The organism is Psychrobacter sp. UBA3480, from assembly GCF_002377945.1.
Lineage (GTDB): Bacteria > Pseudomonadota > Gammaproteobacteria > Pseudomonadales > Moraxellaceae > Psychrobacter.
On sequence record NZ_DFQV01000002.1, the window covers coordinates 225,325 to 241,267 of the forward strand.

Consider the following 15,943-nt stretch of genomic DNA (forward strand, 5'->3'; position numbering starts at 1 on the left):
AAGATCTACTATTAGAGTATTTTCTGTAACGGATGTAGAGGTAAGGAAAAGAATAGAAGATTATTGTAGAGAACAAGAACCAATCATAGGTTATAACCACCGAGAAATAGTCCTTTAAGCTTCTCCTTTCCACGTTAGCAATGCATCCAAAAATTCTAGTGGCAGTATAGTAGCTAAGCAATAAGCCGCGCCTCCTTGATTAGCTACTATATTACTTCCTCAAATGATTCTTCAATATAAGTGACATCAAATAGCTCATGCAGCCTTTTTCTTAGAAGTTGTTTCCGACTTGCAAAGAAGCCTTCGAAGTCTTCTAGCTCTAATGACTGCTCATCTAATATATAATTTCGCTTTAGATAATAAGTTGCATTGTCAGCTTTACTATTAACCCACTTAGATAGGTTAGTAGCCTGTTTTACAGTATTTTCGCGACCTTCGAGTAACTGCAAGTTAGGTACCTGATCTCGCATATCCTGCCACTGTTTGATAGTTTCTCCGTCTATTCCAATTTCTTTCAATATAGATGGCTTAAATTTGCTGTGTGGATGCATATGATCTTGATGGAATGAGATCTGATCTAACTTTAAGTCTGGATAAAGCGTTGAAAGTAATAAGAAGCTAAATGCTCCTTTTTTGTACTCTAAGAAGTTTTCAATGTCCGTGGTATCAATTGTTAGCTTCTTCCCGCCCGACATTCTGGTATTTTTATATTCGGAAAAATCAAACTTAATGGCTTTTAGTATGTATGTATCACCACCATCAGACTTTGTTCTTAACCCATCTCGCAAACCACTTAGAGCGGTATCTGCCTGACCGCTATAAACCTGCTTCAAGAGACTGTGCACAATCAACTTTCTTAGTTCTTGTTTAGTCGTAGGGTCAACCTTTCCGCCTTTATATAAATAATAGGCCAATGGAGTTGCAGCATAGTTGGAGGATAATCGCTTCTTATTAAAGCCAAACTCTCTTAGCATTGCTGCCGCATCTATTAAGGCCTTGCGAATTTGGTTCCAATTATCTTTTATCTTATTGATGTTCGTAGAGTTAAAGGTCTGCACCTTAAAGTTCATTGGAGCATCTACAAGAAATAAGCATGTCCGCATCAAAAAATCGGTATTGAAATTAAAGAGACCATCTTCGCCATTCATATCAGATATAAGTTTCTCAATTTGGTCACGACCATCCTCCCAATGTGCTACTAAGGTAGAGAATAGAAGATCAGATTTTGATAGTATCGTCCCGCCGCTATTGACGCGTACAAAAATGTCTAAGATATCATCTAAGTCTTTATTAATGATCTTGAAGTAACTCACTAACTGGTCATCGTTAAATTTATTGAGTAAACGATTAATTATCTTTTTTGCTTGTCTTCTATTCTCTATTAACAGCTCTGATCTACTAGGATCAGTCTCAATTAGCTTATCAACAATATTGTCAGAGTCAGCATCCGAATCTTCAAGCTCATTTAAGATATTTCTAACAAGATAAAAGTAACCGCTTTTGCTATTCTGAGCATCTTTTTCAGTTAAAAATTTAAACTCATAATCCTCATTCAATAAGTTGATATACATTTTACGTTCGGGATATGCGCTATTGTTCGTGCTCTTTGCATATTTCTTCTTAGTGCAATACACACCTTGCAGAGCAATATACATTGAACTAATACGCTGCTGTCCATCCAATACTCCACGAATCTCAAAATAGTTCTTAAGAAATTCATAAAAAGTATATTCATTGGCCTTCTGAGCTGTCAACTCCCAAAATAAGAAAGTTCCAATCGGGTAGTCCTGCATAATAGAATTAAACAATTTGCATATTTTTTCCTCGCCCCAAACAAATTTTCTTTGGATTGCAGGCAGGTAATACTTATTAGAATTGATGTCTATAATTAGTTGCCTAATAGATAAGCTCGAATATGCCATTATGAAAAATCCTTTAATATCATCTTGAATTGCTCTTTAGCTTCAAAGCTGGCTTGCCATTTTGGCATAATTTTTATGTCTGGAGATACAGACAATATTATCAGATTTTTACAAACCCTATGCCGTTTCCATAATTATGATAAAACTATTGTGTTTGAGTGTTTACAGGTAAGTAGTTGTAGTTTTTAACATGGAGCTAAGCTACATTGTATTGTCAATACATTTGCCGGTTAGCAATGCTTTGAGAGCTTGATAATATTCCAATTAGGTTACCTATCTTTTTTAGTCATCAAGATATGGGTTGATAACCTGGCTTTATATTAGAACTTTTAAGGATGAGCTTACCATAGTCAGTTGGCGCTAATATTTATACTTAATATCAGTGCAGGTAGCTGAAATTTAAGCTTTCGAACGATTAAATCCAAAAAAGCACTTATTAGACTTGATAATCCATACTAGACAGCGTGCTTATGCCTTATCAGAATACATTAGCTAGTTGATGAAAACTGCTATGCCAAGATATTCAATCTTTTTGAGCAATAAAGTTAATGCGATTGTCTGCTGGCAAGCAAGTTATCAAAGGCAGCTTCTAGTTTGTAGTAATCAACTTTGATTATTGATATTATCGGTATAACTATTTTTCTAATTAGGTATATCAACATTTATGCTAGCAAATACTCTTGATTGGAAAGATATAAAAAGCTATGAGCATTCACAAAATACAGCTTTTGAAGAAGTTGTTTGCCAATTAGCTTACAACGAGAACAAAGAAAATGGTCAATATATCAGAGTCAAAGCTCCCGACGGTGGCGTTGAATCTTATCTAACCTTAGACAATGGTAACGAAATTGGCTGGCAGGCTAAGTATTTCTTTGATATTCACGATAGTCAATTCAAGCAGATTAAGAAATCGTTTGAGACAGCTATCACAAAGCACCCAAAACTGGTGAAGTATTATGTTTGTTGTCCTCTTGATAGAGCAGACCCAAGAATAAAAGATAAAAAATACCTTCAGGACAGATGGAGTGACTTCGTAGAAGAGTGTAAAGCGCTTGCCTCAGGTAAAGGTATGACTATTGAGGTCGAGTTTTGGGGTGCTTTTGAGCTTAATAATAAACTTCAAAAACCTGAAAATGCTGGTATGGTTCAATTCTGGTTTGGTGGAGATAATTTTTCTGAAACATGGTTTACCGAACAAGTTAATATGTCTATCAGAAATTTAGGACCAAGGTTCACGCCCGAACTCAACGTAGAAATAAATGAAATCAATCATTATTTTGATGCATTATTAAAGAATGAACAGGCAAGAACCTATATTTTTGAGAAACTTAACTCACTCTATAAGGTAGCTGAAAGCTTAAAACAATCATGCGATAAGCACGAACTAGCTATAGAAGATGATGTTAGTAAACTATTATGTTGCTTAGTAAATAGTTGGCAAAATATATCAAAGGAAGATGCCAACGTCATACTAATCGATAATACTAATTATATAGAATTTAAAGAAATAGTAAGGTTGTCTGGGAGTATTCGCGGGAAAATTAGTAAAAAAATCAGCAACATTGAAGATGAAAGAGCTAGACAAAATTTTCAAAATGACTTGTACGAACTTAGAAACGTTATCGATGATTTTGAAGTCGAGTCACAAGCATTTAATTTATTTAATAACCCCTGTCTAATCGTTTATGGCGACGCTGGTATTGGTAAGTCCCATCTATTAGGTGATTTTTCGAACAAGTTGATCAAAGACAAAAAGCCGAGTATTTTCGTGCTCGGTCAAACATTGACAGATACCACGAACCCTTGGACGCAAATCTTAAAAGATGAGCTAAGACTTGGTTGTAACGAGGATGTATTTTTAGGCGTTTTAAATACTATAGGCCATGCTCAACAAGAAAGAGTTCCTGTTGTTATTGATGCATTGAACGAAGGTAAAGGACGTTCATTTTGGAAAAATACCCTTGCAGGCTTTATTGAAAAGTTTAAAAAATATCCTTGGGTGGCATTGATACTATCAGTTCGAAGTGAATATAAAGAAGGGATTTTAAGTAACGTACAACAAGATATCGAGGATGGTATAGTCAGTGAAATTCATCATCTTGGGTTTCAGTCTAACGTTTTTGAAGCGGTTCGGTCATTCTTTGAGTATTATCAGTTAGCTTTGCCAAAAGAGCCGTTACTAACGCAAGAATTTGCAAATCCTTTGTTTCTTAAAATTTATTGTGAGTATAAAAAACACACGCAAACCGATGACTTCGCAATGGTATTAACAGAGGTTTTCGACAATTATTTCTCATCAATCAATGCCAAGATAGCTGATGAGTTTGGATATAGATCTGCTTTAAATTATGTGCAAAAAATACTAAATAAGTTAGCTGAAGAAATTTTCCGTAATAGCACTCAATCGTTAACTTATGAAGATGCAATGCAAGTTGTCGATGCTCATACTTATTCTTTAAATGCAGATGCATTTTTGCAAGCGTTGATTGACGAGAACCTACTGACTTCTTATCAAAATCAAAGAGACAATAGCGAAGTACTGTACTTTTCGTATGAGCGTTTTTATGACTATCAGACCGCTAAATTTATTTGTGATGATAATGCGACACTGAATGATCTAGAAACTTACTTAAGTTGTGATATATCAAGCATAACGTATAAAAGCCAATATCTATCACAAGGTACATTGAGCATCTTAACCGTGCTTATTCCTAGCAAATTTGAAGTTGAGCTGTTTGAGTTGTTAGACAAGGATAAAGTTCATCAAAACTATTCTTTTGGCTCTGCTTTCATTGACGGTTTGTACTGGCGCGACTGTAGTAATTTTGATTTGAGCAGCTGTAAAGATTATATAAATAAAAGTCTTTCGAGAACTAGAGGACTGTTTTCAAAATTTATAAACCTACAATACAAGGTGGCAGGTAAAGAAAGTCATCCATTAAATGCCAAAAAATTGCACGAGTGGCTCTCAAAGCATAATTTAGCTGATAGAGATTCAGTTTGGACAACTCACATAAGTAGTCATCATCTCGATGAAGAATCTGCTCTTTTTACATTAATTGATTGGGCAAAGAAACAAGGTTTCTCGGAAAACCTAACAGATAATAGCCGGTATCTAGTTGCTGTTGCTCTCAGTTGGATTCTTACCACTACAAATATCAAATTACGAGACAACGCCACAATAGCACTGACTCGCCTTTTACAAAACCACATTCATATTTCAGTTGAATTGTTATCAGCTTTTCACAAGGTAGATGACTCTTATGTATTTGAACGTATTTTAGCTTCAGTTTATGGCGCAATCTTATCGTCGCAGAACCATGACGCAATAGTTGAAATATCCAGCTTTATCCTTAGTAATATTTTCACTAAAGAAGAGGTTTATCCTAATGTTCTTGTGAGAGACTTTGCTCGAAACATTATTGAATATGCTAATAATCATAATTTGGTAAGCTTTAGCGAAAGTGAGCTGACATTAGCTAGACCACCATATAAAAGTGTGTTTCCTAAAACCTTTCCTAGTAATGAGGATATTGACAATAAGTACTCGAATGATTATGAAGATAAAGGTGTTCCTAAATATCGTTTTTCTCAAGATAAAATTATAGACTCAATGACGACAGAATACGGTAGAGGTACAGGTTGGTACGGTGATTTTGGCCGTTATACCTTTCAGTCAAGTTTAGATGATTGGGAAGACGTACAGATTGATAAGCTTAGTAATTATGCCATAGAAATAGTCTTTGATAAATTTGGCTATGATGCAGAAAAACACGGTGAATTTGATAACAATATCCCATATACAGGTCGTAGTGAAAATAGTGTAGAACGAATTGGTAAGAAATATCAGTGGATGGCAATGTATGAAGTAGTAGCTAGAGTAGCAGATAACTTTAAAATGGCAGACCAATCAACACGTTGGAAAGATGATAAGAAATACATATGGTACAACGGTTCTATAGAGCCTTCTTTTAGAGATATTGATCCTACGTTTATACCTCCTGATTCAACTAATATCCGTCTTATAACTTCTCCTAAGTACAATGGGTGGAGTGATGACTTCGAAGAATGGGTAATTTCGAAAGATAATTTAATTGATTCAAAAGAAGTAATTTTAAACGATTTCCAAAATGAAGAATGGTTGTCTTTACATAGACACATTGAATTTAAGCCTAATAAAAAGTTGGGTGATGGCAATTATTCTGGCTCATATCAAAGTATGTGGTATATGGTCAAAGCATACTTAGTAAAAAATGAAGATTTTAATTCAGTCGTATCAAAAATAAAGAATAAAAACTTTATGGGTCAATGGATGCCTGAGCCTATAAAAAGATATAACGACTTATTTAATTTAGAGTATTACTGGTCTCCTTTGCTCAAGGTCTATGAAAATGAATATTATGGCAACTATGAGTGGCAAGACATATATGAACGGCGTACTAATTCAGAAAGAAATAGCTTAGGTGAGGTTTATATTTGTTCAGAAAGTCATATTTCAGAAGGGGTAAAAAATCGTGATTTAGGCTATAACATCAGTGCACCTGCTAAGTTGCTATTTGAAACATTAGATTTAAAAAACGATAATTTTTCTGGTTCATGGGTTAATGAGCATGATGAATTAGTCATGTTCGACGCTTCTCTTTATGGTAATGAATCTAGTAACAACCTAATGGTAAAAAAGGACGCATTAGAAGAACTGCAAAATAGTACTGGATGTAAGGTGATTTGGACAATATTGTCTGAGAAGATTGCGATGTACGGAGGTACTGAATCAACTGAAAAAAGGTTGAATATCTCAGGTGTGTATTATCTGGCAGATGGTAATCTCGTTGGTGAAGACTTTTTCTTCATAAATTAATTTCCATAAGTACATATGCTATTAATTTCGAGAAATAGGGCTATTACTCCTCATTTCGCCCAACTACCCTTATAAAAGTATTTAAGGTGTTTTGCGCCGCGCAATTTTGTCTATAAATGAAAACCCTAACTTAGACTAAGCACCTTCACTTTCTGATATCTACATGCTGAGCAGATCTTTTTTACCCTTAGTCTTTACACATAGAGGAAGAATATGTGACTGACGATTTCTGCTTATCTTGATGAAATTTAACCGCAGTATAGTCCAGATAGACGATAGGGTAGATAGTAATCAAAAGCCGCTTAATATTCTCATGTTGTAGATACCTTTGATAGTATTGGGGATTTTAGTACTACTTTGATATTCTGCGTAAAATTAGGTACTATAATTACTAAGGCAGCTAATATGAGTTTAGTTCTTACTTACCGTATTCTTTATATCAGTTTGATTGGTTATTGAATTAAATGCAGTTATACGGAGTTCAGGAAATCCCTTAGTTTTAGATAATAATAGCATCAATTCAGATCTTTAAAACTTTTAATAAAATAAAGTTAAGCTAATCAACTATCGAGAGTTTATTAATTTTTTCATAGTTTGGAATCAAGTGTGGTGCAAGTAATATATCAACATCCACTTTACCCTTTAGTTTTACTTCTTGAATAATATTCATCAGCGTCTCAGTATTAGCATTCAATAAACACTCTAATTCTTGAACACGCTTTTCAAGTCTTTTATTTTTCTCTAATAGTGCTTTATTGCTTTTTCCAGTAATATAGATTTGCTTTTCTCTTTCAGTAAAACCGTTTGACTCAATTTGTTCAGTCATGTATTTGCTAATTAATTCTTTACGTGAGCTAAGAGTACTTACCTTACCCTTAATGTATCCATTATTTTTTAAACGATCATATAGGTTCTTGTGAGTTATCGGACTTATATCGTATCCTTCATCAAGCATTAGCTGCAATTCAGACTCAATAGCTTTATCTAATTCTTTACCTCTCAATATAGGCTTCTCAATACTCTCGTGAAACATTAGAGTTCCTCCTTATTCTTAGATTTATCATATTCAATCGTAAATAACTCACTAACCGTTTTTGGTAGTCTTTTAACACCTTTATCATCTTCATATATACTAACTTTAGTTAGCCCTTGCTGTCGTTCAATCATCCTATCTTCTATAATTTGTAAATTTTCTAATTGAGTCTTGGTCTTTTTCAATATCTCCTTAGAGTGCAAGTTACTACTGCTGTTACCAATAAATTCATACTGTTCCATCAAGCTCTTTTTAACTTCTATCAGATTGCTTAATTCACCCAAGCGTCCTGTAATAGTAAAATCGCTACATGGACTCCCTGTTTGGCATGCTAAACGCTTGGGGCACCCATTGGACCCTATATTGCGTGTACAAGAACCAAAGGGTAGAGGGTATAAATAAGCATGTCTCTTGATTAGTTCGTCAGCTAAAACTTCGCTATTAATAAGTTGATTCTGATAAGCTTGATCCAAACCTTCGATAAAGTCATTGAATAAAACATCAGATGATGAAGGTTTGAAAAATTCAGCTATTTCGTCTTTATTGTCAAAAGTATGTAAGTTACTTCTAATATTGTTTTCTAATGATTGATCGGGGGAGGTGTATAGACTTAGGTCTTCCAGCAGATTATCAATAGGAGTTTTTATATGGGGTTCTTGATTTATTAAAGCGTTATTTTCTGACGAAGAAACCGAATATACCTTACTCGCTGCTCTTTTAGAAGATAAATCAGCTTTGAAGCTTTTTTGTCTTAAGCTAAGGTGCTGATAGCTTTGATTTTGAACGGGGTTTGTACGACCCATGAGCATTGCTTGTAAATGTTCTGAAACTTCAGCAATTGCTAAGAAAGTGTTGATATTATGTCTAGGAATATGACTTGTAATTTGGGAATATTTATTGCTTTTGTCCTTTAAATTAAATTTCTCAAACACTGATATATTTCTTGTAGCGCCTAAAAAACCATTAACAAGTATATTAGTCAAGGGTATGACATTAGTCTTGTTATAAAAGTCTCTTTTTAAATTTGTTGATCTGTATTCGTGTATAAAAAGAAGCTCTTCAAAAGGAATGATTTCTTGTGTACCGCTATAGTTGAAAATATAATCTATAGGGTTAGGTTTATCATAGTTTGTTAGTGATTTTATAAAGTCATTAATAGTGTTTTTTGAATAAAATCTGAGAATGCTTTTACCGCTAGGTAGCTTTTTATCTGGAATTACACCAGCTGATTTGAAAGATGATAATGCCATGTCTCTTTTTCCTGCACGACCTAACTTACTTTCTTTCAAATGAAAAAGTATATTCATTAAATCATCAAGCTCAATTAAATCTGATTTAATATCATCAATGGCTTTGGGTAAAAAATCGATAAGATTTTTACTTCTCAAATACCTTAATGTATTCCTAGACTCCTCTGTCAGATCGATAGTACTTAGAACTAATCTTTCTATTAAAGCAGACGAAGATGGTTCAACCCAATGAATCTTCTCGCCAGCACCTTTAGCGCCATAGTAGCGAATACCAAGGGAATATTGTTCTATGCCATTATGCTTCACAGCACTCCGAGTTGAAGGATCAAGCAAAGGTTTCTTAACTAAACAATTCTTCTTCAGTAGAATTGCTTCAGTAGAGCGAAATCCAGTAATTATTAAAATAGTTAAAAAGTTTAATAATAGCTTCTCACCGTTTGTTTGACACAATCCTTTCAACGACGCGATATTAATAAAAGTTTGAATCGATATAAGTTTTTTTGTGTTAACTTCATCTTCATCTATGTCAAGTTTATCTATCAATTCTTTCGTCTTTCTTGCATTAGGTGTTCTATTTACCTTACTGAGATAGTTATAATCATTTTCAAATTCTAATTTATTACTCAGGTTCATATGCTTGTTAATTAGTTCTTGAAGTCTCACATATGTACCAGCAATATCAGGTAAATTTTGAGGGTTACTGTTTCTAACTTGGATTTTAAAAGCATCAACCAATGCTTCGGTACACATCCTTTGTGGTGAGTTACAGCTAGTTAAGGTAACTAAAGAATAATACCAACGTTTGAGAACTAATAGTTCAGCATGTAGTTTTTGTGGTGATGCTTTGGAATTAGATTTTCTATAGCTAAGTACTAATATTGATCTAAAGAAATCATAAAAATTTTCTGAGATATCAAACGCAGGTAAGCCTTTTAATCTTTTGCCTTCATTAAATACTAGGTTTACATCTTTACTTCTACAGTGCAACCAACCAGATCCTTTCTCTCCACCTTGCCAATACTCATCATTCCACGTCTGATTAAAGCCTGAACCTAAATGTTGTTCAAAATAGTCTTTCTGCTCATTTATAAAATCGACATAAGCTTGATTTGTCATAATACATCCTCTATTAGGTTGCATCGCACTATTACAGATTCAACTTCAAACTTTGTACTTTCGTGCACTAGTAGCAACGGGCTTCTCGAACATTGTGTAGAATCAGAGATAGTAATAATGTCATTAACTTCCGACTGTATACTATCTAATACTTCTGAGTGATCCTTATTTTTAAATGGGTGAAAATATAAGCATCCATAACAACTCCTAACTTGCTCAAATGGGCAGATATCATCATATGCACAACCACCTATTTCATGATGAAAATCTTTGTGAATGAATCCGCTAACTTTTTTCCCTATCCATTCAGATTTTTTAACAATAGTACTTGTCATAAACATAGCGATCATTTGTTTATATGCAGCATTCCCCCCTAATGCTTTAGCTCTAATAATCGCAGTTTCGGGCGATGAGTATATGTAATGCCTTGCAACGACAAGACTTGAGTGACCTAAAATGTAAGCGATTTCTTCAGCACTAGCTCCCGACATTGCCATGCTATGTCCAACATGGTGTCTAAATTGAGACATAGAGTATTTTATTTGAAGAATATCTCCACTCAAAACTTGAGTCCTATATCCAATGGGTGAAAAGTTGAAAAGTTGACTATTTATAGCTTTCGAGCATGTGAAAGCAGCTCTCTCTCCTAAATTAAACAACTTATCTTCAACTGATAATTCGAATCGATGAATGTAGGCCAGTATAATAAGGGCAGCCTCTTCTGGTAGCTTTATGGCTATTTTTTTGTGGGTAAAGCGCGCTTGTTTCGCATAAGGTACTAAAAGGCTGTATCGTGCTACACCTAGCGAATCTTCTGGTATATCTTCTTTTAGGTCTCCAGCTGAAAGTTTCGACATTTGAACAGGGCGCATACCAGTAGTGAAAGCTAACGCCAATATCGAGGCATCTTTTAGTTCTGAACTGCTTATCGAATCTTTTTCTGCCGATTTTAGTATATTGTTAAGCTTTATAAATCCCTTTTGTATTATATTGACAACTGGCAAGTCTATATCGTCCTCATACTCTTCATAATAAAGACTATTTCTTCTGGGGTTCGGCTTTTTTATTATTTCTAGATCATATTCATCGTTAAGTGAAAATCCTGGAAATTCTTCCAAAATAAGAATGGTTATTACGAATTTACTTGAAAAGTAAAGTGGGCCGTTATTAACCAAACCAACTAATATTTTTTTAGACTCCTTGAAATTAAGTGCTATTTTAGATATATGAAAATATTCAAAGAATATTTTTAGGTTTCTAAATCTATCTCCTAGGTGAGAAGGGGAGTTCTTATATATATACTTAATCAATAAGAACTTTATTATTTTTACATCTATATAGTTCATATTTTTAAATGAAATTCTTTCAGAATTCCCTGAGTATTTAAAATCCCAAACATCTTTTGAAGGATTTAAAAAATCATCATCAAATTTATCTGCACGTATAAATCTTACAATCCTAGGAAGTTTCATTTCATTAATAAAATGTAATTGCTTATTTGAAAATATTGATTGACCAGTTTTTATATCATGCTTATAGTTCATTTCAATAGATAGGTTCATACGACATTTCCATGATTTATAATTCTACTAATATTTATAGTGTTAGCGCGCGCTGATAAATATCTATCAGCATATCTACTTACCATTAAACTATTTGAACTCCAACCTCCAGCTTTTTTCAAACTTTCCACTGCTTGACTCATTGCAGCCTCCTGACTAGATAAATTATTCACAGCTGTAATGTACGCATATTTTAGGGTCAGCGTAGCCCAGGTATGACGACAGGTATGTGCACTCAGCTTGTCAATTGAATCAGTGTACTTAGAGTCATAATAATCTGGATACAATTTTTTAAATTGTTTATCTAATACATTGAACATCTTATTTATAGATGAATAGCTCAGGGGTGAGAACGGATATTGTGAAGATAAGAACAGTAAATCAGACTTTGCATTCTTGGATCTATAATTATTGACATAATAAGATATCAGTTTGTCATCATCCTGTGAAAGCTGAAGAGTCCTATTTGACTGCTCATTTTTAATATTAGGCTTGGGGGATCTATAATCTTTGGTATCTTGAGTATCACATATAACTAAGGACTTACTGCTTGAATTTACATTTGGTTTTATTGATTTTAAAGATAGTAGTAATAGTTCACTCGCTCTTAATCCATAATTTATAAGTAAACGAGCTATAAGAAAATTACGAAATTGAGTTGCGTTATCCTTAAAGACATTTTTAGGATTACTTCTAGTTGGAGTAGATGGTAGTATGATTTCATAAAAACTATCTTGCATATATTCAGTTAAACTTTTAAATTGGTTGGTGTTACTATTTCTAGAATTTATTTTATTATATTGTGCTGATTTATTGTTAAGGATTAATAGCGCCCTTTTAACCGAGTTGTGTTTTACAATATTATTATCGGCAACTTTCCATGAAAAGTTATCAATTAAAAATATTAAGTATTTTGTAGTGTCTTGTATTTTTTTCGATATTGTATTGTAGTTTATTTTTATATGATTTTTTACTCTTATTAGATTGTCATCATGTTTTCTACTATTTTCGAGGTATATAAAAAAACTATCAATTTCTTCAAAAAATATTTTAGCGTCATAATTGCTTTTATAGAAAGATAGACAAAAATTTTCATTAAATTTCTCCATCCAAAAGTCATACCAAAATTTTAATGAGTTTAAATTACTCTGTTGAGTTGAAAGGCTTTTAAGTCTCAATTTTGACATGGTATACAGGAGAGGATAGAGGCATGGAGATTGTGTTTCTTCATTAATTAAAACATATCTTCGATTGTCAGATGGATTCGATAGTTTTACTAGACGAACTAAAAACATGTAGGCATATCCTTATTCGATATCTATTTAAGATAGTTAGGTAAAGTTCTTATATGAATTGAGAACGTCTGGTACAATTCGCTAGACATCTTTTACTTTTAAACGTCGAAGGTTGTTATCGATAACTTTTGCAAGAATACTATTATGAAGTTATGATTAACTTGGAAAATTATTTAAAGCTTATAAGGTATAGTACACCCCTATAAGTTAATCGTATAGTTAACTATTGTAATTAGGAAATTAATCAATTGGATAACATATTTTTAGCTGAAGAACGTATCCGGCTCGGATTTAAAGCAAAAGAAGTTGCTGATTTTGCTGGGGTCGCGGTACCAACTCAATCTAATTACGAGAAAGGCAAGCGAAGTCCTGACACAAAATATTTGTATGAAATATCAAAATTAGGTTTTGATATTCATTATGTAGTTACAGGGGAACGTAGTGTTGACGGAATATCCAAAACCGATAGGTATTTACTGGATTTATTTAAAAGTACACCTAAAAGTATCCAAAGCTTCATAATTTCAGGTCTTCAAGTCCATGTAGATAAATCTTATCAGCAACAAACTATTAAAGAAGATAAAATAATTAATACGTTTGAAAAAATTGAAAATCATTCCGATCAAAAGCTAATTGAGAATGACTGAATTTATAGCTGAGTATAAATATATACCGATCCTAGTTTTGAGCTCAATGATTGCTCATTTGAAATGACCTCGAAGCTCATCTATATAATCTGCCCAATCTTGCATCATCTGTACCCTAGTATCGATTTCATCGAGTCTGTTGTAAGCCCCGCCATGTGTGTCTTTTATCCTGTGACCCAGCTGTAATTCTGTGACGATATCTGAATAGCGTAGCTCAGGCTGTTCCATAAGCAAGGTTTTAGCGGATGCTCGAAATCCATGCGAACACTGCACATCTTTGTATCCAAGCCGGTGGAATATCTGTACCAACGTCGCTTTACTAATATAAGCATTGCTTGAACCGCGCATCGACGCAAATACATATTCCTTATGCCCAGTAATTGACTGAAGGTTTCGTAATCGAGAAATCACTTGCGCGGCCAAGGGAACAACTAAGTGCGAGACCATATCGTCACGACCTTCGCCTTTAGTCGGGGAGAATGCCCATGTATTATTGTCCCAATCGATGTCATCCCAACGCATCGAGCGCAGATCGATACTACGCACAAACACGTAAGGCAATAAATTCATAGCCTCTAACGTGGTCTTGCTTGCACCTCTAAAATTCGACATATCCTTTAAGAGAGTCGCAAATTGCTCTGGTTTGGTAATGGCTGGTAAGTGATTGCCTGAGCTGGCAGGTGCAAGTTCACCACGGGTATCTATAGCTACATTTCTATCACATAGTCCTCGAGCGACAGCAAATGAAAATACTTTTTCAGTGTATAACCGAGTGCTTGCACCAACGAAAGTCGCTTGATTTTCATTGTTTTGAATCGACTCGCACACACTCAGTATCATCTCGCTAGTGATATCGTCCATTCTTAAATCACCAATTTCTTGGCACATATATCCTAGACATAAATCCCAGAACTTGAGGGTTGACTCACTGTATGACGGTTTTTTAGATTTACTTTGATCGCGACCTGCTGTTTTATGTTCTCGCCATGCTTTTGTAATCTCAGAAAATGGTGCATTTTTTAGGTGAGTATATTTATTGGTTTGCTCTTTTTGCTGGATAGCTTTAGGGTCAGAGCCTTTTGCGACCGTATTAAGGATAGTCTCTGCTTTATACTTCACTTCATGTAAACTGATTTCCTCGATCTTACCCAACATCATCCTAGGGCGTTTGCCCTCGATATGTGGATGGGAATATCGCAAGTAGTATTCCTTTTTACCATTTGGATAAATACGCAGGCTTAAACCAGCCACACCTGAGACACTGACAGAATAATCTTTGTCTCGGCATTCAAGCTTATTGATATCGTTTGCAGTGTCGATAGCCATAATATATATCCGTAATATGATAATTAAAGTTAATGATAGGTTTATGATTGATGACTTATAAAAAGTCTCTTCTGTAGAAAAATATAAAAGTATTGGACACTATCATGGACACTGGTATTCATTAGTATTTTTAGCAAAGCCTTATAAAGTAATAGTTTTAACACTTAATTATCCCCAAGTGAAGGTTGGGGATAATTATAGTATAGAGGAAAGAGAGGGAGTAAGCCATGTGTTTATTGATATATATGGCGTTTGGGGTAATAAACCTAAGAGAGGTTAAAAGTAAAAACTCTGTTTGCTATGTTTGATAGAGTTCTTCAATTTCTTTATACAAAAAAACATGCTCCTGTACTCGCACAGAATATAAAAATCAGGGTCATAGTACTGTTCTGTGCAAATTTGGAGATGGCAACTTAGTGCTTCAGATAAAAACATCTTGCGAGGAGTGATAGATATCAGAAGACACTAATGAATGCTTTATTGATTTGAAAGGCTCTGTGGGCGAATCAGGGAAGAAGATATTATGACTTGGTTAGTTATGACACTCCTAAGTATAAAATGTATAGAAACCAGACTCATAGTCAAACTAAATAGGACTATCAGTATTAGAGTCTACATGCGCTCTTAGCAGTGATATAGGATAAGAAGCATCAAATAGGGTTTTAGTATTTAATGTCAGCTGTCAATCTATGAGTAACAGTATCCTATATATAGACACGTGACAGTTGACTACATTCAATACGTTGCAAGAGCATTGGCACCAAAGATCCAGTTGATTAAGTTAATAACAACCGAATGATAGTAGATTTGGCTTTTAGGTGACGATTAAGAATGAGGGACTGGATAAGGTGCTGATTGGATATTCTGACAGATGTAGCCAGTATGATGGTGACACGTAGAACAAACTCATCAAATAGTTTAGCTTTGAAGCTTT

The 15,943-nt window shown here is 34.2% G+C and carries 8 protein-coding genes; 2 read left to right on the forward strand and 6 right to left on the reverse strand.

What is annotated here, in order from left to right:
- Positions 1-206: 206 nt before the first annotated feature.
- Entirely contained in the window at positions 207-1,922 is a 1,716-nt protein-coding gene (locus tag B2863_RS01525; RefSeq protein WP_296207042.1) for a DUF262 domain-containing protein, read from the reverse strand.
- A 664-nt stretch (positions 1,923-2,586) separates the two neighbouring features.
- On the opposite strand from B2863_RS01525, the gene B2863_RS01530 reads away from it, so the two are divergent.
- Positions 2,587-6,780 (forward strand): NACHT domain-containing protein, encoded by a 4,194-nt coding sequence (locus B2863_RS01530; RefSeq protein ID WP_296207043.1) that lies wholly within the window; start codon positions 2,587-2,589, stop codon positions 6,778-6,780.
- A gap of 556 nt (positions 6,781-7,336) precedes the next feature.
- Here the strand turns inward: B2863_RS01530 and B2863_RS01535 are convergent.
- From B2863_RS01535 to B2863_RS01550, 4 genes are read right to left on the reverse strand one after another with little or no spacing between them, the layout of a single operon-like run.
- On the reverse strand, positions 7,337-7,813 hold the full coding sequence (locus B2863_RS01535) for a hypothetical protein (protein ID WP_414706863.1): 477 nt from the start codon (positions 7,811-7,813) through the stop codon (positions 7,337-7,339).
- Complete coding sequence (locus B2863_RS01540; RefSeq protein ID WP_296207044.1) at positions 7,813-10,179, reverse strand: hypothetical protein; 2,367 nt, start codon at positions 10,177-10,179, stop codon at positions 7,813-7,815. Before B2863_RS01540 ends, B2863_RS01535 begins: the two co-directional genes overlap by 1 nt.
- On the reverse strand, positions 10,176-11,741 hold the full coding sequence (locus B2863_RS01545; protein ID WP_296207045.1) for a site-specific integrase: 1,566 nt from the start codon (positions 11,739-11,741) through the stop codon (positions 10,176-10,178). Before B2863_RS01545 ends, B2863_RS01540 begins: the two co-directional genes overlap by 4 nt.
- On the reverse strand, positions 11,738-13,036 hold the full coding sequence (locus tag B2863_RS01550) for a tyrosine-type recombinase/integrase (RefSeq protein WP_296207047.1): 1,299 nt from the start codon (positions 13,034-13,036) through the stop codon (positions 11,738-11,740). Before B2863_RS01550 ends, B2863_RS01545 begins: the two co-directional genes overlap by 4 nt.
- Positions 13,037-13,284: 248 nt before the next feature.
- Here B2863_RS01550 and B2863_RS01555 point away from each other — a divergent pair, with 248 nt between their 5' ends.
- Positions 13,285-13,683 carry a helix-turn-helix domain-containing protein gene (locus tag B2863_RS01555; RefSeq protein WP_288995779.1) on the forward strand — a complete coding sequence of 133 codons (399 nt, stop codon included), beginning with the start codon at positions 13,285-13,287 and terminating at the stop codon, positions 13,681-13,683.
- A gap of 54 nt (positions 13,684-13,737) precedes the next feature.
- On the opposite strand, the gene B2863_RS01560 is transcribed toward B2863_RS01555, so the two are convergent.
- Positions 13,738-15,009, reverse strand: coding sequence for a tyrosine-type recombinase/integrase (locus tag B2863_RS01560; protein ID WP_296207050.1), 1,272 nt, complete (start codon positions 15,007-15,009; stop codon positions 13,738-13,740).
- Positions 15,010-15,943 lie beyond the last annotated feature (934 nt).